The sequence below is a fragment of the Mycobacterium sp. SM1 genome (genome assembly GCF_018361265.1).
Classification (GTDB): Bacteria; Actinomycetota; Actinomycetes; order Mycobacteriales; family Mycobacteriaceae; genus Mycobacterium.
In genome coordinates, this window is sequence record NZ_JAFLNH010000001.1 from 420,825 (window position 1) to 441,812 (window position 20,988).

Sequence of the window (20,988 nt, forward strand, 5' to 3'; positions counted from 1 at the left end):
ATCCGCCGAGGTCACGATTCTCGTGGCAGCTGTGACCGCCGGCAAGCGTGGGGTCAGTGGCGTGTCGGTGCAGGGCGCACCACTACGCCCTCGGCACCGGCGAATCAGATCGGCAGCAGCTGGTCAATCACCGCGGCTAATTGCCCGGAGCGGCATTCATGCATGGCGATGACCTCGCGGTAGCGCGGTGCCGCCGAATCTCCGCTTCCCCACAGGGGTTTGGGCTCTGGGTTGAGCCAGTGCGCGTGCCGGCTGGCGGCGACCATGGGCGCGAGCACCCCGGTGGCCGGGTCGCGGTAGTTGGTGCGCCCGTCACCGAGCACCAGCAGTGAGCTGCGCGGCGACAACACGTTGGGATAGTTCCCGGTAAACGAGAGGAACGCGTTGCCGTAGTCGGAATGCCCGTCGCGGGTGTCGGCACCGGCCTCCCGGGTGCTCCGCTGGATCACCACCGCCAGGTCGACGTCGGGCCCGAAGAGGTGGGTGACCTCAGAGCGCCACCAGCTCGGGGCGGGCCGGACGGGGCTTGCGCAGCACCACGTCGACCGGCACGCCGCCGGTGGACAGCGACTTGCGCAGGGTCTTGCGCAGGTCGATCGCCCCGCGCGGGCCCGGTGCCGCCGCGCCGCCAGCCGGGTGGCCAGGGTGCGTGCCAGCGGCACCACCACCCGGTGCATCTGGCGAAGCTGCTCGCTTGAGGAGCGCAGGAATTCGACGTCTTCGGAAAGCTGCGGGATGCCGTACATCTGGACGTGCTCGGGGCCCAGCTGTTCGGCGGTGCGCCGCTTGGTTTCCGCCTCGACCATCTTGCGCAGCTGTGTGATCTTCTGTGCGGCAAGGACTTTAGCGATCTGCTCTTGGGTGGGTGTGGCCTCGTCGCCGTCGGGTGCCGGCAGTCCGGCCACAAGCCGGCCCTCAAGCTCGTCTAGCGCCATCGCCGTGAGCGCCTGATACGGACGAGTATGAGTAGCCGCGGCCCAAGGCGTATTTGCCGTATACCTCGACAATGCGCGCGATCATCGCCACCAGCCACTCGTCCATCTCGGCCAGGTCGTGGTTGTCGGTGAGCAGTTCCACCAGCAGCCGCCGCATGGCCTCGGCGTCATCGAGCCGCGGTGGGCCGGAATCGTCGCCAAGATGCGCCGTTTCCTGTCAGGGCTGGGGAAGCCGATGTGCAGGAACAGGCAGCGACGCTTGCCGACCCCAGCGGGGCCCTCCGCGCTCAGGCGGGACGGGTGTGGCCGTCTCCCCAGACGATCCACTTGGTCGAGGTCAATTCCGGCAGTCCCATCGGGCCGCGGGCATGCAGCTTTTGGGTGGAGATGCCGATCTCGGCGCCGAACCCGAACTGCTCGCCGTCGGTGAACGCGGTGGACGCGTTGACCATGACGGCGGCCGCGTCGACCCCGGCGGTGAAGCGTTGGGCCGCAGCCAGATCGGTGGTCACAATGGCCTCGGTGTGCCCGGTGCCGTACTCGTTGATGTGCGCGATGGCGGCATCGACGCCATCGACCACCGCCACGGCGATGTCCATCGAGAGGTATTCGCGGCGCAGGTCGTCCTCGGTCGGGTCACCGGAGACGCCGCCATGCACGGTCACCCCGGCGTTCTGCAGCGCCGACACCAGTCGTGGCATCGCGTGCCCGGCGATCGCGGAGTCGATGAGCAGCGTCTCGGCGGCATTGCAGACACTGGGGCGGCGGGTCTTGGAATTCAGCAGAATGCGTTCGGCGACGTCCAGGTCGGCCGCCTCGTGCACATACACATGGCAATTGCCGACGCCGGTTTCGATGGTGGGCACCTGCGCGTCGCGCACCACCGCATCGATCAGCCCCGCCCCCCCGCGCGGGATCACCACGTCGACCAGGCCGCGGGCCTGGATCAGATGGGTGACGGTGCGGCGATCCGAGCTGTCTAGCAGTTGCACCGCGTCCGCGGGCAGCTCCTCGCTGACCAGGGCGGCCCGCAACACGCCGACCAGCGCCGCGTTGGATCGGGCCGCCGAGGAGCTGCCGCGCAGCAGCGCGGCGTTACCGGATTTCAGCGCCAACCCGAATGCGTCGACGGTGACGTTGGGACGGCCCTCGTAGACCATGCCGACCACGCCGAGCGGAACGCGCTGCTGGCGCAGCTGTAGCCCGTTGGGCAGGGTGTAGCCGCGCAGCACCTCGCCGACCGGATCGGGCAAGGCGGCCACCTGCCGCAGGCCGGCGGCGATGCCGTCGACGCGCCGCGGGTTGAGCGCCAACCGGTCGAGCATCGCCGTCGGGGTGTTGGCATCGCGCGCGCCGTTCAGGTCGTCGTCATTGGCGGCCAGGATCTGGTCGACGTGGGCCAAAAGCGCGTCGGCGGCGGTGTGCAATGCGCGGTTCTTGACCCCGGTCGGCAGCGACGCCAACACCCGGGAGGCGATTCGGGCGCGGCGCGCGGCCTCGTGCACCTCTTGGCGCAAGTCGCGCGTTTCGGCCTTGCCCTCCGAGCGCGACGGTGCTTGCAGACTCATCACCCCAGGGTATCGGGCGGCACACCGCCGGGTGGCAATGCCCTAGGTTCCGCTCATTTGTCGACAAGGCGCTCGCGGTGTCCGACCCGCAAAACTCACCTCGCCGTTTCTCCGGGCACGCTGGCACTCCGTTGTAAAACCGGACGTGACTCCATAGCGTCGGCGCAATGACGACGCGAGTGTGCGTTGTGGGCAGCGTGAATATGGACACGGTGTTCGTCGTCGAGGCCCTGCCGCGCCCGGGTGAGACGGTGCTGGCGCAGTCGGCCCGCTCGACACCCGGCGGCAAAGGCGCCAATCAGGCGGTGGCCGCCGCGCGGGCCGGCGCCCAAGTGCAGTTTGTCGGCGCGGTCGGCGACGATCCGGCGGCTGCGCGGCTGCGTGCGCATCTGAGCGCGAACCGGGTCGGCACCGACGGGCTGATCACCGTGCCCGGTCCCAGCGGCAACGCGGTCGTGTTGGTGGATTCCGCCGGTGAGAACGCGATCGTCGTCGCCCCGGGAGCCAACGCTCGCCTGACGCTGGACTCCGACCGCTTGCGTGCCATCGTCGCCGACTGCGATGTGCTGTTGCTGCAGTTGGAGATTGCGGTCGCGACCGCGGTCGCCGCCGCGCGCGAGGCGCGTTTGGCCAAGGCGACGGTCATCCTCAACGCCTCACCGGCCCGCGGCGATCCGGACCAGCTGGCCGATCTGGCCGGCCTGGTCGATGTGGTCGTCGTCAATGAGGCCGAAGCCCCTCACTGGGTATGGCCGGTCAAGCACCTGGTGATCACTCGTGGGGGCGACGGCGCCACCTACCGCGGCGACGGCGAGGAATTCACCGTTCCCGCGCCGCCGGTGGAGGCGGTGGACACCTCCGGCGCCGGCGATGTGTTCGCCGGCGTGCTGGCCGCCGGCTGGACCAGGGGCCGGGCCGACGCGTTGCGGCGAGCGTGTGCGGCGGGTGCGCTGGCGACGCTGGTGCCGGGCGCCGGTGGGTGCGCTCCGCTGCGCGAAGCAATCGATGATGTCGTCGCCGACTTCAAAGGAGGATCTTGATGCCGACCGCCCGCAACGCCTTGACGCCGGCGATGTATGTCGGTGTCCGCTACGCCATCGCTCGGGTCAATGCCGAGCAGGACCTGGTGGGGCTGTCGATCACCGGAACCGGTGACGTGTTCGCATCCGGCGGCGACATGCCGCGCAAGTCCGCCAACCCGGTGGTCGTCTCCGCGGTCAACCGCCTGTGCCAGGGCGGCGGGCTGCAGATCGCGATGTGCAGCGACGTCGCGGTGGTGAGCGACCGCGCGACGTTTCGCGTCCCGGTGTCATACCGCGGCATCGCTCCCGAATTGGAATTGGGTGCACCCCGACCTGCGGGTGGATGGCCGTTTGCAACGCGCCCGAGATCGGCCTTCACGGATCGTCGTTCGGCCTGTTATCCACAGTCGGCGGCTTATCCACAACGGACCGGTTTGGCCAGGGTATTTGTTCCTAACTGAAGTCAAGCCACTTGGGGGTTCGTAGGCTTGCGTTTAGCGGGCTGGGATGTTGGAGCGCGTGGCGACTCCTGTGACTCCTGGCCCGCCTTTTTGCGGCGCTGGCGCATGAGTTTGTGGCGGACGTGGTCGCGGCGGCGGGGATCGAGTTGGTAGCGCTCTTTGACGATGGCTCGGCCTTCCGATTCGGTGATCGCGGTGCCATCGACGTCGCGCAGTTGGTAGGGCTGCCCGTTGCGCATGCAGGTGGCGATGCGGGTGATCAGCATGGTGGCCAGGTGGCAGATCGCCGAGTCGTGGTGGCGGTCCCCGGCCATTAGACGGTGGTACTTCGCGGCAAATTGGGGATCGACTTTGCGCGCCTGATCGGCTGCGGTGTAAAGCATTTCGCGTAGCAGCGGGTCGCCGGCCTTGGTGATCGACGACTCGGTCTTGACCACCCCCGATTGGCTGACTTTCGGGACCAGTCCGGTGTAGGCGCGGATCGCCGCGAGCGAGGTGAACCGGTGCGGATCACCGATCCGGCCGGCGATGACCGCGCTGATGGTGGCTCCGAGGCCGGGCGCGGACGCGACAATCCCCTGCGGGTCGGCCTCGGCGTAGAGGTTTGCGATCCGTTCGTCGATCTCTTTGATCTGACGGGTCAAAAACAGCGCTTGTTCGGCCTCGTGGGCGATGTCGGCGGCCAGCTCGGCGAAGCTCATCCCATCGGTGCCGTCGACATTGCACAGGGCGAGGGTTTCTTTGGCCGCGACGATCAGGCCGGCGGCATGCTCGTCACGCCAGGCGCCACGGGACCGCGTGGCGAGAAACCTGGCCAGCCTGGCCTGGCCGAGCCGGATCACTGCGTGGGGATTGGCGTAGTGCGCCAAAAACTGCAGCGCGGCGTTGCCGTAGTTCGACCCGAGCACCGCATACCAGGACGGTCCCAGCAGCTCGATGAGGGAGTCGAGGCGGGCATAGACCGCGGTGCGGCGCTTGACCATCGTGGAACGCTGCTTGGTGAGCCGCCGCAACGGATCAGCTGGGCCTTGCCCGGTGTAGGGACGCAATCCTTCAGGGCGCAGCAGCGGCAGCCGGGCCAACAGCTCTGAGTCGATCCGGTCGTTCTTGGCGTGCTTGGAGTAGTACGTGCGCAGGTCCGCTGACTGAGTCGTCGGCACCATCACCACCTTCGCGCCGCGCCGGCGAAACCACTTCGCCACCACAATCCAGGCGTTTCTGGTGGGCTCGAGCACCACCGTCAGCTCGCCTGGATCCTCGGCACCCACATCGGCCCACACCCGCTCCAGCTCGTCGGGGCGGGTCAAGAACTTACGGCCCCGCCACACCGTCTTGCCGTCACGGGCCAGCGTCGCCTGATGCGCCGCTCGGACCGCGACGTCGATCCCCAACGTCAATGCCACTGCAAAACCCTCCTGCCACAAGCTCTTCCAGATCACCAGGTGACTGAGCGCCACGGCCACGGTCCAGACATTCTCTAAGCAGGAGTCCACACCACGGGCTGGCTCCAAGTTCCCGAACAACAACACCGCACGACCAGACACCAAAGTCCACGGGAGGCCGCTCAAATCTCAGGGATCACCAGGTGTCCCAGTCGGACCCTCGGACCTGCCCGTGGACTCCCACCGAGACTAAATGTCGGACCCCCCACCTATGCTCCGAAAGCATGTTCGATTTGGAGCTGCCGGATGTGGAGACCGTGCGCGGTCTTGATGATGTCGGGCTGGTCGATGTCATGCGCGCCGCAGTGCGACTGGAATCGGCAATCACTGCGCGCAAGTTCGCCGCGGTCGCCGAGCTGTATCACCGTCGGCTCGCCGAACACGACGCCGACGAGCGAGAGCAGTGGATCGTCGATGGTTGGGAGCAGGTGGCCGCCGAGGTGGCCGTCCCGCAAGGTATCAGCCGCGGCCGGGCCGCGGGCCAATTGCGCCACGGGCTGGTGCTGGCCGAGCGGTTGCCGAAGTTGGGTGCCCTGTTCGCCGCGGGCGAGGTGGATTTTCGGGTGATCGCCGCGGTCGTCTACCGCAGCGAGCTCATGATGGGTACCGACGCGCTGGTGCGGTTGGATCAGCGGTTCGGGCAATCGGGCCTCCCGGCGTACGTCGTGGCCGCGAATGCGTTGGCACGCTACGCGAATGCGTTGGCACGATATGCAAGTAACCCCGAGCCCTACTCCTCCGGTATCGCGCGTTGGATCTCGTCGAGCCAAATACGCGCCGACATGTCCGATGGCGCGCGCCAGTCCCCGCGTGGCGACAAGGCACCCCCGGGAGACACCTTGGGACCGTTCGGCAATGCCGAGCGCTTGAACTGGCTGAACGAATAGAACCGCTGCACGAAAACCTGCAGCCAGTGCCGAATCTCCTTGAGCGAGTAAGACGGTCGGTTGTCCTCCGGGAAGCCGGGCGGCCAGGTGCCGCGCTGTGGATCGTGCCACGCGTGCCAGGCCAGGAAGGCGATCTTCGACGGCCGGAACCCGTAGCGCAGCACCTGGAACAGCGAGAAATCCTGCAGGGCAAACGGCCCGATCCTGGCCTCGCTGCTCTGAAGTTCCTCCTCCGCACCGCCCGGAACCAGCTCCGGGGTGATCTCGGTGTCAAGCACCGATTGCAGCACCTCGCACACCTGCGCGTCGAACTGGCCCGACGAGATCACCCAGCGGATCAAGTGCTGGATCAGCGTCTTGGGCACGCCGGCGTTGACGTTGTAGTGCGACATCTGATCACCCACACCATATGTCGACCAGCCCAGCCCGATCTCCGACAGGTCACCGGTGCCAAGCACGATGCCACCACGCTGGTTAGCGATGCGAAACAGGTAGTCGGTGCGCAGGCCGGCCTGGACGTTTTCGAACGTGACGTCGTAGACGTGCTGCCCGCGGGAAAACGGGTGGCCGATCGTGGTGAGCATCAGCTCGGCGGTACCGCGGATGTCGATCTCCTCGAACGTCACACCCAGGGCGTGCGCCAGCCTGACCGCGTTGCCTTTGGTGTGGCCGCCGGTGGCGAAGCCGGGCAGGGTGAACGCCAGGATGTCGCTGCGCGGGCGGTTTTCGCGGTCCATCGCACGAGCGGCGACGATCAGCGCGTGCGTCGAATCCAGTCCGCCGGAGACCCCAATGACGACCTTGGGGTAGTTCAGCGCGCGCAGCCGCTGCTCGAGTCCGGCAACCTGGATGTTGTAGGCCTCATAGCAGTCCTGTTGCAGCCGTGCGGGATCGGAAGGCACAAACGGGAACCTCGCAACCTCCCGCCGCAGTCCGATGTCGCCGAGCGGCGGGTCCAGCCGGAACTCGATGCGCCGGAACGACTCCGCGGACAGCCGGTGGTGGCGGCGGTTGTCGTCGAAGGTGCCCATCCGCAGCCGTTCTGAGCACAGCAGTTCGGTGTCGATGTCGGCGATCGAGCGACGCTCCCCTTTGGGGAACCGCTCCGATTCGGCGAGCAGCACCCCGTTCTCCCAGATCATGGTCTGACCGTCCCAGGCCAGGTCGGTCGTGGACTCACCCTCTCCCGCCGCGGCATAGACGTAGCCGGCCAGACACCGCGCCGACGCCGAGCGAGCCAGCAGGCTGCGATCCTCGGCCCGGCCAATAGTGATCGGACTGCCGGACAGGTTGGCCAGCACCGTCGCACCCGCCAGCGCCGCCTCCGCGCTCGGGGGCACCGGCACGAACATGTCCTCGCAGATTTCGACGTGCAGCACGAAGCCGGGCACATCGGACGCCGCGAACAGCAGGTCAGCGCCGAAAGGAACCTCGGCATCGCCGATGCGGATCATCCCGCGTTCGTCGTCTCCGGGGGCGAGCTGACGGCGCTCGTAGAACTCCCGGTAGGTCGGCAGATACGACTTGGGCGCCACCCCGAGCACCACGCCGCGATGAATGACCACCGCGGTGTTGTAGATCCGGTTCCGGTAGCGCAGCGGAGCGCCCACCACCAGCACCGGCAGCAGGTCGCTGGAGGCTGCGACGATGCCGAGCAGCGCGTCCTCGACGGCGTCGAGCAGCGCGTCCTGCAGCAAAATATCCTCGAGGGAGTAGCCAGAGAGCGTCAGCTCCGGGAACACCGCCAGCGCGACGGCGTCCTTATCGCACTCTCGGGCCAGCTGCAGCACCGACCCAGCGTTGGCCGCCGGGTCACCGATCGTGGTGCGGTGCGTGCACGCGGCGACCCGGACAAACCCGTGACTGTAGGCGCTGTAGAAATCCATTGCCTTCTATTGTCGCGTGCCGAAGGTCCGCATCGCAGACGGGGCTGCGCCGAATCTGGCCCCACCCACCGCGCTGACGGGCACGAGCATGCCGGCTGGGCCTCGATGGAGACGATGCGCGCCCGCGGCCGCGCCGGCACGCCGCGGTAGCGCCTGCGCCTACCCTTGAACACGTGGGAACCGCGGAACTCGTCGCCCTGCTGGCCGGTCGCCGGATCGCGGTGCTGACGGGTGCGGGGATCTCCACCGACTCCGGCATCCCCGACTATCGGGGCCCCGATTCACCGCCGAGCAATCCGATGACGATCCAGCAGTTCAGATCGGATTCGCTGTTCCGCCAACGCTACTGGGCCCGCAACCACGTCGGCTGGCGGCATATGGACAACACGCGGCCCAACGCCGGGCACCGGGCGCTGGCCACGCTCGAGCGGGCCGGGGTGGTGACGGGAGTCATCACCCAGAACGTGGACTTGTTGCACACCAAGGCGGGCAGCCGACTCGTGGTCAACCTGCATGGAACCTACGCACGGGTGGTGTGCCTGAGCTGCGAGTACAGCGTCAGCCGGGCGGCCCTGGCCGAAAAGCTGGAGGAACTCAATCCCGGTTTCATCGAGCGCGCCGGGGCCATTGGTGGGCTGGAAGTGGCCCCGGATGCCGATGCCGTGCTCGCCGACACCACCTCGTTCCGCTACCTCGACTGCCCACACTGTGGCGGCATACTGAAACCGGACATCGTATACTTCGGTGAAAATGTCCCGAAAGACCGTGTTGCCCAAGCCTATTCACTGATCGACGGCGCCGACGCCCTGCTGGTCGCCGGCTCGTCACTGACCGTGTTCTCCGGCTACCGGTTCGTGCGCCACGCCGCGGCACACGGCACCCCGATCGCCATCATCAACCGGGGCCCCACCCGCGGCGACGACCAGGCCACCGTCACGGTCGACGCCGGCTGCTCGGAGACGCTGACGCTGCTGGCAGCGGAGCTATCGCCGCGGGACGTCGCATTCGGCATCAACGACAGGCGCCACGGCCCGCGCGATGGCTCAGACGACGACCAGATCATCGGCGTGCACCGCGGGCCGGCGCAGCTCGGCGGGCAGCTCGGGCGTCGAGCGGCCCATCATGTCGGCGAGTTCGGTGGCGTCGTAGGCGACCACGCCCCGGGCGACCAGCGCCGCGTCCGGTCCGAGTAGCTCGACCACGTCACCGCCGTAAAACCGGCCGGATACCGCGGTGATCCCGGCCGGCAGCAAGGAGCGACGGTGCCGCACCACCGCGCGCACCGCGCCGTCGTCAAGGGTCAGCGAGCCGGCGGACTCGGCGGCATAGCGCACCCAGAACCGGCGCGCCGACATCCGGTCGGGCCGGGCCGCAAACACCGTGCCCACCGAGGCGTCAGCCAGCGCAATCGCCGCATCGTCGGCGGCGGCTAACAGGACCGGGACTCCGGCGTCGGCCGCCAGTTGCGCCGAGGACACCTTCGACACCATGCCGCCGGTGCCCAGGTGGCTGCTGCGGCCGGCGACCACGTCGGCAAGGTCGTGGGGCCCGGTCACTTCCGGAATGAGACGTGCGTCGGGCGCTTTGCGGGGATCGCGGGTGTAGAGCCCGTCGATGTCCGACAGCAGCACCAGCGCATCGGCGCCGACGAGGTGTGCCACCAGCGCCGAGAGCCGATCATTGTCACCGAAGCGGATCTCGTTGGTGGCCACGGTGTCGTTCTCGTTGACGATCGCCACCGCATGCAGCGCCCGCAGCCGCTCCAGGGTGCGCTGAGCATTGGTGTGCGACACTCGCATCGAGATGTCGTGGGCGCTCAGCAGCACCTGCCCCACAGCGCGGCCGTAGCGGGCGAACGCCGCGCTCCACGAGTTCACCAGCGCGACCTGACCGACACTCGCCGCGGCCTGTTTGGTCGCCAGATCGGTTGGGCGGCGCGATAACCCAAGCGGTTCGAGGCCGGCAGCGATGGCGCCGGAGGACACCACCACCACATCCGAGCCCGCCTTCATCCGCGCCTCGATAGCATCGGCGAGCCTGGCCAGCCGGGCGGCGTCGAACACCCCGCACGGCGCGGTCAGCGCGGTGGTGCCGACCTTGACGACAACACGCCGCGCAGACCGGATGGCCTCCCGCGCGGCACTACCCATGGGAGCCGCTCCTTTTCGTCGCGTCGCTCTGCGCCCTCGCCGGCGTGTCACCAGCCTCACCGGGCGCACGGCGCTGCTGGCGGGCCGCTTTGCGCTCCGCCGCGCTGGCCCGGCTTCCGCGTTCCAGGCGCGCGTCGGTGCCCCGGCCCGACATCACGACCTCGACGCCGGCCGGCGTTTGCGGTTCCCACTCGAAGGTCACATCGGCGATGCTCACCGCGCAGCCCGGTTGCGCGCCCAGCCGGCGCAGCTCGTCCTCCACCCCCAGGCGCGCCAGCCGGTCGGCGAGGTAGCCGACGGCTTCGTCGTTGCCGAAGTCGGTCTGGGCGATCCAGCGTTCGGGCCGCGCGCCGCGCACCGTGAAGCCGCCGGGATGCTGCGGGTCGGGTTCGACGCTAAAGCCCGCGTCGTCGACGGGCACCGGCCGGATCACCGGCCGTCGCGGCACCGGCGACGGCCGGGCCGCACGATACGTCGTGACCATTCGTGCGAGTGCAAATACCAGCGGCTGCAGCCCTTCTCGCGTGATAGTCGACACGCAGAAGACCGGCCAGCCCCGCCCGGCGATGCCGTCGCGCACGAACTCGGCGAGTTCGCGGGCCTGCGGGACGTCGATCTTGTTGAGCACCACCGCCCGTGGCCGCTGGGCGAGGTCACCCAGGGCGGCGTCCCCGCGCAGAGTCGGCTGGTATGCCGAGAGTTCGGCTTCCAGCGCGTCGATGTCGGAGACCGGGTCGCGGCCCGGCTCCGCGGTGGCGCAGTCGACCACATGCGCCAGCACCGCGCACCGCTCGATGTGCCGCAGGAAGTCCAGGCCCAAACCCCGGCCCTGCGATGCGCCCGGAATCAGGCCGGGCACGTCGGCGATGGTGAACGTGTCTTGCCCCGCCGAGACCACACCGAGATTGGGGACCAGCGTGGTGAACGGGTAGTCGGCGATCTTGGGTTTGGCTGCCGACACCGCGGAGACCAGCGAGGACTTGCCGGCCGACGGAAATCCGATCAGGCCGACGTCGGCGACGGTCTTGAGTTCGAGCACCAGGTCGCGCTCCTGGCCTTTCTCACCCAGCAGCGCAAACCCGGGCGCCTTGCGGGCCCGCGACGCCAGCGCCGCGTTACCCAACCCGCCGCGACCCCCGGCAGCGGCTTCAAAGCGGGTGCCCGCGCCGACCAGGTCAGCCAGCAGCCGGCCGTTTTCGTCAAGGACGACGGTGCCATCGGGCACTTTGACTTCCAGGTCCTCGCCGGCGGCGCCGTCACGGTTGCCGCCCATGCCGTGCCTTCCCGACGGTGCGGTGATATGCGGACGAAAGTGAAAGTCCAGCAGGGTATGCACTTGCGGGTCGACGACGAAGACGACGCTGCCGCCGCGTCCGCCATTGCCGCCGTCCGGGCCGCCGAGCGGCTTGAATTTCTCGCGACGCACCGATGCGCAGCCGTTGCCGCCGTTGCCCGCGCGGACGTGGATGCGCACACGGTCGACAAACCGGGGCATCAGGCATCCTCTCCGTCGATCGCCGGCCACCTGCACCGCAATTCACGCTTTGCAGAAGAAACGCGGGTGCGCATCGGCAAGACAGCGGTTTCGCGCGGCCGCCCGAGAAGGCTAGGCCCCGGCCCGCCCCGCGGGGACGACGCTGACGGTCTTGCGGCCCCGCTTGACGCCGAATTCGACCGCGCCGGCGGTCTTGGCGAACAACGTGTCATCTCCGCCGCGCCCAACGTTGGCGCCGGGGTGAAAGTGTGTGCCGCGCTGACGGACCAGGATCTCGCCCGCTTTGACGATCTGCCCGCCGAAACGCTTGACGCCCAGGCGCTGCGCGGCGGAATCACGACCGTTGCGCGAGCTGGACGCGCCCTTTTTATGTGCCATCTCTCTCGTCGTCTCCGCTACTTGATGCCGGTGACCTGCAAAACTGTCAGCCGCTGGCGGTGGCCCTGACGCTTGTGGTAGCCGGTCTTGTTCTTGAACTTGTGGATCCGGATCTTCGGGCCTTTGACGTGCTCGAGCACCTTGCCGCTCACCGCGACCTTGGCCAATGCGTGGGCGTCGGTGGTCACGGTGGCGCCATCGACGACCAGCGCCACCGGCAGCGACACCTCCGCCCCCGGCTCGAAGTCGAGCTTTTCTACCTTGAGGACATCTCCGACCGCCACCTTGTACTGCTTGCCGCCGGTCTTGACAATTGCGTAGGTCGCCATCGGTGCGTGTATACCTCTTCTGCTGTTTTCTTCTGTTCCGTTTTGTTTCGTTCTATTGCGTGTGTCGCGCGCGGGCTGACGGCGATCCGCATGGGCGAACATGAAGCTGTGGCCGGCTGGCGGCAACCGCTCCAGGCTACGTGACCAGCGGCTATGGGGTCAAACCGGCACCTGACGGGTTAGTCTCGGTGGATCGGCGGGCCTGCCGGCCGGACAGCCGCCCGACGGCGGCGCGAAAACCCGAAGGCCGATCCGGTGACCTTCGACGTGGGTGTTTCGCGCCGGTAGCCCTCGTCCCCCCGGGTGTCGGCGGGCGTCTCATCGGAGGCGTCTTCCTCGTCCGGTTCGTCATCGGAGTCCTCGAGATCAAGGTCGTCGTCGAGCTCGAGATCGTCGCCGAGGTCGTCGAGTTCGACCTCGTCCTCCTCCTCATCGACATCGTCGAATCCATCTTCGTCGGCCTCGTCCAGCGCCTCCTCGGTGGTCCCCGCGGCCAGCGCATGCTCGATGTCGCCGTTCGCTTCCTCGCAGACCGCTTCGTGCGCCATCTCTTCGGCCTCGTCGGCGCGCTCCTCATCGGCCGCACCGTGCTGCCCGTCGCGGCGACCCACGGCCGCGGCCATGGCTTTGAACAGTGGATGCTCACCGGGAGTGTGCTCGGGCACCTTCGCCACCACCGGTTCGTCCGGACGGATCCTCCGTGATCGCCTGCCCCGTCGGCCGCCGGACTCGGACTTGCGCCCGGTCGCCTGAGCCGAGTCGACGGGGTCCGTGTGGATGATGATCCCACGGCCACCACAGTTGGGGCACGGTGTGGAGAACGCCTCGATCAGACCGGTCCCCAGCCGCTTGCGGGTCAGCTGCACCAGACCCAGGGACGTCACCTCGGACACCTGATGGCGGGTGCGGTCGCGTGCCAGCGCCTCGGTCAGCCGGCGCAACACCAAGTCGCGGTTGGACTCCAACACCATGTCGATGAAGTCGATCACCACGATGCCGCCGATGTCACGCAGCCGCAGCTGACGCACGATCTCCTCCGCGGCCTCGAGATTGTTCTTGGTGACGGTCTGCTCGAGGTTGCCCCCCGAGCCGGTGAACTTGCCGGTGTTAACGTCGATCACCGTCATGGCCTCGGTCCGGTCGATCACCAGCGTCCCGCCCGAGGGCAGCCACACCTTGCGGTCCATCGCCTTGGCCAGTTGCTCGTCGATGCGCAGCACCGCGAACACGTCCGGTCCGGGCTGCCCATCCGGCCCGGTCGGTGGCTGGTATTTAGTCAGCTTCGAAACCAGCTCGGGGGCAACCGAATTCACATACTGGTTGATGGTGGTCCAGGCTTCCTCGCCGGAAACGATCAGCTCGGCAAAATCCTCGTTGAACAAGTCGCGAATGACCTTGGTCAGCACGTCGGGCTCTTCGTAGAGCGCTATGGCGGCACCGGAGGCCTTCGCCTTGGCCTCGGCGGCCTGCGCCTGGATCTGGTGCCAGCGCTCCTGCAGGCGGGTGATGTCGGCGCGAATGTCCTCCTCTTTAACGCCCTCTGACGCGGTGCGGATGATCACCCCGGCGTCCGGCGGCACGACCGCGCGCAGGATCTCCTTCAGGCGCTGACGTTCGGTGTCGGGCAGCTTGCGGCTGATCCCCGTCGACGACGCACCCGGCACATACACCAGATAGCGCCCGGCAAGCGAAATCTGCGTGGTCAGCCGCGCTCCCTTATGCCCGACAGGATCCTTGCTGACTTGCACCACGACGTAGTCGCCCGGTTTGAGGGCCTGTTCGATCTTGCGGTTGTCGCCGCCTAACCCGGCGGCTTCCCAGTTCACTTCGCCGGCGTAGAGCACACCGTTGCGGCCCTGGCCGATGTCGACGAACGCCGCCTCCATCGAGGGGAGCACGTTCTGCACGATTCCGAGGTAGATATTGCCCACCAGGGAAGCAGAGGCAGCCGAGGTCACAAAGTGCTCGACGACGATGCCGTCCTCCAGCACCGCGATCTGGGTGTAGCGCTCGCCCTGGTGCGGCGGCTCGGTGCGGACCTTGTCACGCACCACCATCACCCGCTCGACCGCCTCGCGGCGAGCCAGGAATTCGGCTTCGCTTAACACCGGTGGCCGGCGCCGTCCGGCGTCCCGCCCGTCGCGGCGCCGCTGCCGCTTGGCCTCCAGCCGGGTCGAGCCGTTGATGCCCTGAATTTCGGTGCTCGTCGTGCCGTCTTCCGTGGCGTTGGGCTTATCGACGGTGCGCGGCACCCGTTCGTGCACCACCGTGTTGGGTGGATCGTCGGGCAGCGGGCCCGCAGGGGAGCTTCCGTCGTCGTCCCCGGAACTCACCTTACGGCGGCGGCGGCGGCGACGGCGGCGGCTGCCGGTCTCGGGCGCACCGTCTTCCTCGTCGGTGTCGGCCTCATCGAAGTCACCGGCCTCCTCGGATTCGGGCCAGTCACCACCGGCGATGTCCGGCGCCTCGTCATCGTCGTCGGTGCCAGCATCGGCCTCGTCACCCAGTTGACCCCGGTTTGCAGACCCACCCTGATCACCGCGCCCGCGTCCACGACCACGACGACCACGACGGCGCCGCCGCCCGGCCGTACGCTGCTCTTCCCAGGCGTCGGAGTCCTCGACCCGGTCCGAGTCGTCAGCGTCGTCAGGCTCGTCTGACACGATGGGGCGCGGCGCGACGAACAGCGGCATGTAGTCGGCGCGCTCAACCGTGGTCTCAACGACCGGCCGGGATTCGGCCGCACCGGCCGCACCGGGACCACCCGGGCCGGTACGATCGCCGGACTGGGGAGCCTCTGCGCCCGCGGCCAACAGATCGCGCACCCGCACCGCATCGGCCCGGTCCACGCTGGAATGCGCGCTGCGGATCCGCCCATCGAGTTCGCGCAGCGCGACCAGCACCCGTTGGCTGGTTGTTCCCAGCGCGCGCGCCAACGAATGGACCCTTAAGCGGTCCGGCAAATCCTCCCGTTGTGTCAGCTCATTCGATAGGTCTGAAGATGAAACACTGTCTTCCACGTAAACTCCTCAAGCCCCCGGGCGCGTCGTGCCGACACGGCCACGCGAGGGCTTCGCTATGTGCCCGGGTCGCTTCTCCCGGGCCGGTGATGGTCTCGCCGCGAGCGGCCCGTTGGAGCCCACTCGCAACCGGGTCGAATGAATGGCCGGACAGTCCGCGCCGCATCGCCTATTGCGATCGTCGCGCTTGTCTAAGTCTTCATTCGGATGTCAGACGCCGAACCGGCGACGTTCACCCATCACCAGTATCCCATACCGTTGCCCCCTCCGACCAAGTGCGCCACCGTGCGCGCCGTGTCGTCGCGGGATGCTAAACCCGCTCATCGCGGCCTTGCCGGATTGCCCTCTCCTCCGGCCCTGCCCCGGGGCCGGGTGGCCGCTTTGCCGGATCCCGCTCGGCCCGCAGCGCGACCGGGCCGTCGGGAAACCATAGCGCGATTTCACGCTGGGCCGAATCAGCGGAATCGGAGCCATGCACCAGGTTGAATTGGATTTCCAGCCCGAGATCGCCCCGAATCGTGCCGGGCGCGGCCCCCGCCACCGGATCGGTGGCGCCGCAAAGTTGGCGAACGGCCGCCACCGCGCGCGGCCCCTCCACGACCGCCGCCACCACCGGCCCCGACGTGATGAACTCCAGCAAGGACGCGAAAAAGGGCTTGCCCTCGTGCTCGGCGTAATGCCGCCGCGCCAGCTCGTCGCCGACTTGCTTGAGCTCCAACGCGGCGATGGTCAAACCTTTCCGCTCGATGCGGCTGATGATCTCGCCGATCAGACACCGCCGGACGGCATCGGGCTTGATCAACAGCAAGGTCCGCTCCGTCACGGCGCACAGCGTACCGAACCACTCGCCTGGCGCCGGCCGGTTAGTCCGGCGGCTGCCGGTCCGCGGGCAGCTCGCGCTGCCGCGAGCGAACTTCGGCTGCGAAATACGCGATCAGCGCCCACACGGCCGCGAACAGCACCCCGATGAAGCCCACGCCGGGGTAGATAACGAACCCGGCGATCAGCGGCGCCTGCACCGCCAGATTAACCCAGATCGCCCAGCTGCGGCCCTGCAGCCCGACAAGGGCGACCAGCACCACGACCACCCCCAGCAGAAACCCCAGCGAACCAGCCGTCAGACCACCGCCGACCGCCCCGACCACCGGAAGCGCCAGCAGCACCACGACCGCCTCCAGCATCAGCGTGGCGACCAGCACCAGGCGGAAACTCCGCCACGGATCGGCGGGCCGGGGTGTCTGCTGCCCCTGGTGTTCGGGTCGGTCCGCCCGGTTGCTCATTGCGGATCGCGGCCAAACAGGGCGCGTGCGGCCCCGGCGGTGACCACCGACCCGGTAATGACGATGCCCGTTCCGGATAACGCGCCGGTCTCGCTGGCTGCGTCGTCGAGCAACGCGGTCGCCGTGTCGATGGCGTCACGGAGGTTCTCCGCGGCCAGCACGCGACTAGCCCCGAATCGCTCCCGCGCCGCCCGCGCCAACGACGCAACATCCAATGCCCGCGAAGACCCATTGTGGGTGGCCACAACCCGGTCGAGCACCGGTTCTAGCGCGGCGAGGATCCCAGCGGCGTCCTTGTCGGCAGGCACGCTGAGCACCCCGACCAGAAACCGGAAATTGAAATCGCCGGCCAGGGCCCGCGCCAGCGCACCCGCACCCGCCGGGTTGTGCGCGGCATCGACGAACACCGTCGGCTCGCTGCGCACCCGCTCCAGCCGGCCTGGGCTGGTGGCCGCGGCGAATCCGGCCCGAACGGCCGTGGCATCGAGTTGCCGCCCCGGCCCGGCACCGAGAAACGCCTCGACCGCCGCCAGCGCCACCGCTGCGTTGTGCGCCTGGTGTTCGCCGTGCAGCGGCAGGTAAACATCGGAATACACCCCGCCAAGCCCCCGCAGTGTCAGCATCTGGCCCCCGACGGCAACTCGCCGGTCGAGCACCGCGAACTCAGCGTCCTCCCGAACGACCGTGGCTTCGGCACGCGCGGATCGCGCCAGCAAAGCCGCCATCGCCGCGGGCACCTGCCGGGCGATGACCACGACGGTGTCCGCCTCGTCGGTTTCGGAGATGATGCCGGCTTTCTCACCGGCTATCCCCGCGACGTCGGACCCGAGGTAGTCGACGTGATCGACGCTGATCGGGGTGATGACCGCGACCGGGGCGTCGATGACGTTGGTGGCGTCCCAGCGCCCGCCCAGGCCCACCTCGACCACAGCGACATCGATCGGCGCATCGGCGAAAGCGGCAAAGGCCATCGCGGTGATGACCTCGAACTTGCTCATCGCGGGGCCGCCGGCGGTCCGCGACTGCTCGTCCACCAGCTGCACGTAGGGCTCGATCTCGCGGTACGTCGCCACATACCGCGCCGGGCTGATGGGGGTGCCGTCGATCGCGATGCGCTCGACCACCGATTGCAGGTGCGGGCTGGTGATGCGCCCGGCGCGCATGCGCAGCGCCGTCAGCAACGCGTCGACCATCCGCGCCACCGAGGTTTTGCCGTTGGTGCCCGCGATGTGGATCGCCGGATAAGCCCGTTGCGGTGAGCCGAGGAGGTCCATCAGCGCGTGCATGCGGGTCAGGCTGGGCTCGATCCGGGTTTCCGGCCACCGCTGGTCCAGCAGGTGCTCGACCTGAAAAAGCGCCGCCATCTCATCGGGCGTGGGAGCGGTGCCGGTGTCTGGCGGCCCCGACTTAGAGGTCATCGCAACCTGGCCAACCTCGCCGCTATCCGCTCGGCTTCTTCCCGGGCCAGCCGCTGGCGGTCACGGATGTTTTCAACCACCGCTGTCGGTGCCTTGGCGAGAAAGTCTGCGTTAGCCAATTTCGCTGTAGTGGAAGCCAGTTCCTTTTGCGCACTGGCCAGATCCTTCTCAAGGCGGCGGCGTTCGGCGGCAACGTCGATGGTGCCGGAGGTGTCGAGTTCCACCACGACGGTGCCGCCACGCAACCGAACTTCCACCGACGCCGACGCGCTGAACTCCGAATTCGGCGCGGCAAGCCACGCCAGTGCAGTCACAGCTGCCACTTGTGTGCTGAGACCAGCGTTGTCCACACCGGCCAACCGGGCCGGCACCTTCTGCCGATCGGCCAGCCCCTGGTCGCTGCGAAATCGGCGCACCTCGGTGACCAGCTTTCGCATATCGATGATCCGTTGCGCGGACAGCGGATCCATGCTGATACCTGACGCTTCGGGCCATCGGGCGATCACCACCGACTCGCCCCCGGTGAGCGCCCGCCACAACGTCTCGGTGACGAACGGGATCACCGGGTGCAACAGCCGCAGCAGCGTATCGAGCACCGCGGCCAACACGGTGGCGGTGTGAGCCCCGCCGCCGGCCAGCTGCACCTTCGCCAATTCCACATACCAGTCACAAAATTCGTCCCACGTGAAATGGTAGAGCGCCTCGCAGGCTCGGCTGAACTCGTAGCTATCGAAGGCCGCGTCGACTTCGGCGCGAACCTCTTCCAGGCGTCCCAAGATCCACCGGTCAGCGTCGGTCAGCTCGGCGAGGCTGGGCAACGGCGCCGGCCGAGCGCCGTTGAGGAGCGCAAACCGGGTGGCATTGAACAGCTTGGTGACGAAATTACGCGACGCCCGAACGTGGTCCTCTGCGACGGTCAAATCACCGCCCGGGCTGGCGCCTCGGGCGAGCGCGAATCTCAGCGCATCCGCGCCGAACAGCTCCAGCCAGTCCAGCGGGTCGACAACGTTACCCTTGGACTTGCTCATTTTGCGGCCGAATTCGTCACGGATCAACCCGTGCAGAAACACATCGGTGAACGGCACCTGCGGTTTCCGGCGACCGTCCAGGGTGATGGCGGGGTCGTCCGCGACGAAACTCCCGAACATCATCATCCGGGCCACCCAGAAGAACAAGATATCGTATCCGGTGACCAAAACACTTGTCGGATAAAACTTCTCCAGCTCTGGAGTGTGTGCGGGCCAGCCCATGGTCGAGAATGGCCATAGCGCGGAGGAAAACCACGTGTCCAGTACGTCGGGGTCTTGCTCCCATCCTTCGGGCGGGGTTTCGTCCGGACCCAGGCACACCTGTTCGCCATTGGGCCCGTACCAGATCGGGATGCGGTGACCCCACCAGAGCTGGCGGGAAATGCACCAGTCATGCATGTTGTCGACCCAGGAGTACCAGCGCTGCTCCAGGCTGGCGGGGTGAATCACGGTGTGCCCGTTACGCACGGCATCGCCGGCAGCTTTCGCCAGCGACTCGACCTTGACCCACCACTGCATCGACAGTCTCGGTTCGATGACCTCGCCACTGCGCTCGGAATGTCCAACGCTGTGCAGGTAGGGCCGTTTCTCCTCGACGATGCGGCCCTGCGCGGCCAGCGCCTCACGCACCGCAACGCGGGCTTCGAAGCGGTCCAAGCCATCGAATTGTGTTCCGGTTCCCGTGATCCTGCCTTTCGTGTCCATGATCGATAGCATCGGCAGCCGGTGTCGCAGCCCGATCTCAAAGTCGTTGGGGTCGTGCGCGGGCGTTACTTTAACCGCGCCCGTGCCAAATTCCGGATCGACGTGCTCGTCGGCGACGATGGGCAGCTGCCGGTCGACAAAAGGGTGCGGCAAGCTGGTACCGACCAGATGACGGTAACGCTCGTCATCGGGGTGCACCGCGATCGCAGTGTCACCGAGCATCGTCTCCACCCGGGTGGTGGCGACCACGATGTGGGGCTCGGAGTCGTCGAGCGAGCCATACCGAAACGACACCAACTCGCCCTCGACCTCGTCGTAGGTGACCTCGAGATCCGAGACCGCCGTCTCCAGCACCGGCGACCAGTTCACCAGCCGCTCGGCCCGGTAGATCAGACCGGCGTCGTAGAGCCTTTTGAACATCGTGCGCACCGCACGCGAAAATCCCTCGTCCAGGGTGAACCGATCGCGGCTCCAGTCCACGCCGTCACCGAGCCGGCGCATCTGGGCGCCGATGACACCGCCGGAGTCCCGCTTCCATCGCCATACCATCTCGACGAACCGCTCGCGCCCGAGGTCCTGCTTGGTCTTGCCCTCGGCGGCGAGCTGGTTTTCTACCACACTCTGGGTGGCGATCCCCGCGTGATCCGTTCCCGGTAGCCACAGCACCTCATAGCCCTGCATGCGCTTGCGCCGGGTCAGGGCATCCATCAGGGTGTGCTCCAACGCATGGCCCATGTGCAGGCTGCCGGTCACGTTGGGCGGCGGCAGGACGATGGAATACGCGGGTTTGGTGCTTGCCGGGTCCGCGGTGAAGTAGCCGGCCGCCAGCCAGCCCTGATAGATCGTGCTCTCGACCGCACCAGGATCCCACGATTTGGGCAGCATCTCGGCGGTACTCCTCGGGCCGGCGGTCACCGCTCGATTCTAAAAAGCGCGCTCAGCAGCCGCGAATCCGCCCAAATTCGCCGGTGATCCGGATGATCT

12 protein-coding genes and 5 pseudogenes are annotated in these 20,988 nt (G+C 67.8%); 4 read left to right on the forward strand and 13 right to left on the reverse strand.

Annotation, left to right across the window (positions count from 1 at the left end; all coding sequences use genetic code 11):
• Window positions 1–104: 104 nt before the first annotated feature.
• Window positions 105–1,107: pseudogene (locus MSM1_RS01960) on the reverse strand (VWA domain-containing protein); the annotation flags it as partial.
• A 115-nt stretch (window positions 1,108–1,222) separates the two neighbouring features.
• Window positions 1,223–2,503, reverse strand: a complete 1,281-nt coding sequence (locus MSM1_RS01965; RefSeq protein ID WP_213439950.1) for a glutamate-5-semialdehyde dehydrogenase — start codon at window positions 2,501–2,503, stop codon at window positions 1,223–1,225.
• A gap of 167 nt (window positions 2,504–2,670) precedes the next feature.
• Here MSM1_RS01965 and MSM1_RS01970 point away from each other — a divergent pair, with 167 nt between their 5' ends.
• Window positions 2,671–3,543, forward strand: coding sequence for a ribokinase (locus MSM1_RS01970; protein WP_213439951.1), 873 nt, complete (start codon window positions 2,671–2,673; stop codon window positions 3,541–3,543).
• Window positions 3,544–3,545: 2 nt separating this feature from the next.
• Window positions 3,546–3,830 (forward strand): annotated as a pseudogene (locus MSM1_RS21415) (enoyl-CoA hydratase-related protein); the annotation flags it as partial.
• A gap of 158 nt (window positions 3,831–3,988) precedes the next feature.
• Here the strand turns inward: MSM1_RS21415 and MSM1_RS01980 are convergent.
• Complete coding sequence (locus MSM1_RS01980; protein WP_213441280.1) at window positions 3,989–5,389, reverse strand: IS110 family transposase; 1,401 nt, start codon at window positions 5,387–5,389, stop codon at window positions 3,989–3,991.
• Window positions 5,390–5,721: 332 nt separating this feature from the next.
• Here MSM1_RS01980 and MSM1_RS01985 point away from each other — a divergent pair.
• A pseudogene (locus MSM1_RS01985) lies at window positions 5,722–6,147 on the forward strand (DUF222 domain-containing protein); the annotation flags it as partial.
• A gap of 11 nt (window positions 6,148–6,158) precedes the next feature.
• Here MSM1_RS01985 and MSM1_RS01990 read toward each other — a convergent pair.
• Complete coding sequence (locus tag MSM1_RS01990) at window positions 6,159–8,201, reverse strand: NAD(+) synthase (RefSeq protein WP_213439953.1); 2,043 nt, start codon at window positions 8,199–8,201, stop codon at window positions 6,159–6,161.
• A gap of 173 nt (window positions 8,202–8,374) precedes the next feature.
• Between MSM1_RS01990 and MSM1_RS01995 the strand changes: the two are divergent.
• Window positions 8,375–9,193 (forward strand): annotated as a pseudogene (locus MSM1_RS01995) (NAD-dependent protein deacetylase); the annotation flags it as partial.
• A gap of 51 nt (window positions 9,194–9,244) precedes the next feature.
• Here the strand turns inward: MSM1_RS01995 and proB are convergent.
• The 9 genes and pseudogenes from proB to MSM1_RS02040 all read right to left on the reverse strand — a co-directional run bounded on the left by proB (window position 9,245) and on the right by MSM1_RS02040 (window position 20,889).
• The gene (gene proB / locus MSM1_RS02000; protein ID WP_213439954.1) at window positions 9,245–10,351 is read right to left on the reverse strand and encodes a glutamate 5-kinase; all 1,107 of its coding nucleotides are present in this window, start codon (window positions 10,349–10,351) and stop codon (window positions 9,245–9,247) included.
• Complete coding sequence (obgE, locus tag MSM1_RS02005; protein ID WP_213439955.1) at window positions 10,344–11,846, reverse strand: GTPase ObgE; 1,503 nt, start codon at window positions 11,844–11,846, stop codon at window positions 10,344–10,346. Before obgE ends, proB begins: the two co-directional genes overlap by 8 nt.
• Window positions 11,847–11,957: 111 nt before the next feature.
• Complete coding sequence (gene rpmA, locus MSM1_RS02010) at window positions 11,958–12,224, reverse strand: 50S ribosomal protein L27 (protein ID WP_213439956.1); 267 nt, start codon at window positions 12,222–12,224, stop codon at window positions 11,958–11,960.
• Between the two features lie 17 nt (window positions 12,225–12,241).
• Window positions 12,242–12,553 (reverse strand): 50S ribosomal protein L21, encoded by a 312-nt coding sequence (gene rplU / locus MSM1_RS02015; RefSeq protein WP_213439957.1) that lies wholly within the window; start codon window positions 12,551–12,553, stop codon window positions 12,242–12,244.
• A 179-nt stretch (window positions 12,554–12,732) separates the two neighbouring features.
• Entirely contained in the window at window positions 12,733–15,573 is a 2,841-nt protein-coding gene (locus tag MSM1_RS02020; RefSeq protein WP_213439958.1) for an Rne/Rng family ribonuclease, read from the reverse strand.
• Between the two features lie 421 nt (window positions 15,574–15,994).
• Window positions 15,995–16,396, reverse strand: a pseudogene (gene ndk / locus MSM1_RS02025) (nucleoside-diphosphate kinase); the annotation flags it as partial.
• A gap of 40 nt (window positions 16,397–16,436) precedes the next feature.
• Window positions 16,437–16,853 carry a DUF4233 domain-containing protein gene (locus MSM1_RS02030; protein ID WP_213439960.1) on the reverse strand — a complete coding sequence of 139 codons (417 nt, stop codon included), beginning with the start codon at window positions 16,851–16,853 and terminating at the stop codon, window positions 16,437–16,439.
• Window positions 16,850–18,271 carry a folylpolyglutamate synthase/dihydrofolate synthase family protein gene (locus MSM1_RS02035; RefSeq protein WP_213439961.1) on the reverse strand — a complete coding sequence of 474 codons (1,422 nt, stop codon included), beginning with the start codon at window positions 18,269–18,271 and terminating at the stop codon, window positions 16,850–16,852. Before MSM1_RS02035 ends, MSM1_RS02030 begins: the two co-directional genes overlap by 4 nt.
• Window positions 18,268–20,889, reverse strand: coding sequence for a valine--tRNA ligase (locus MSM1_RS02040; protein WP_236055068.1), 2,622 nt, complete (start codon window positions 20,887–20,889; stop codon window positions 18,268–18,270). Before MSM1_RS02040 ends, MSM1_RS02035 begins: the two co-directional genes overlap by 4 nt.
• Window positions 20,890–20,988: the final 99 nt, after the last annotated feature.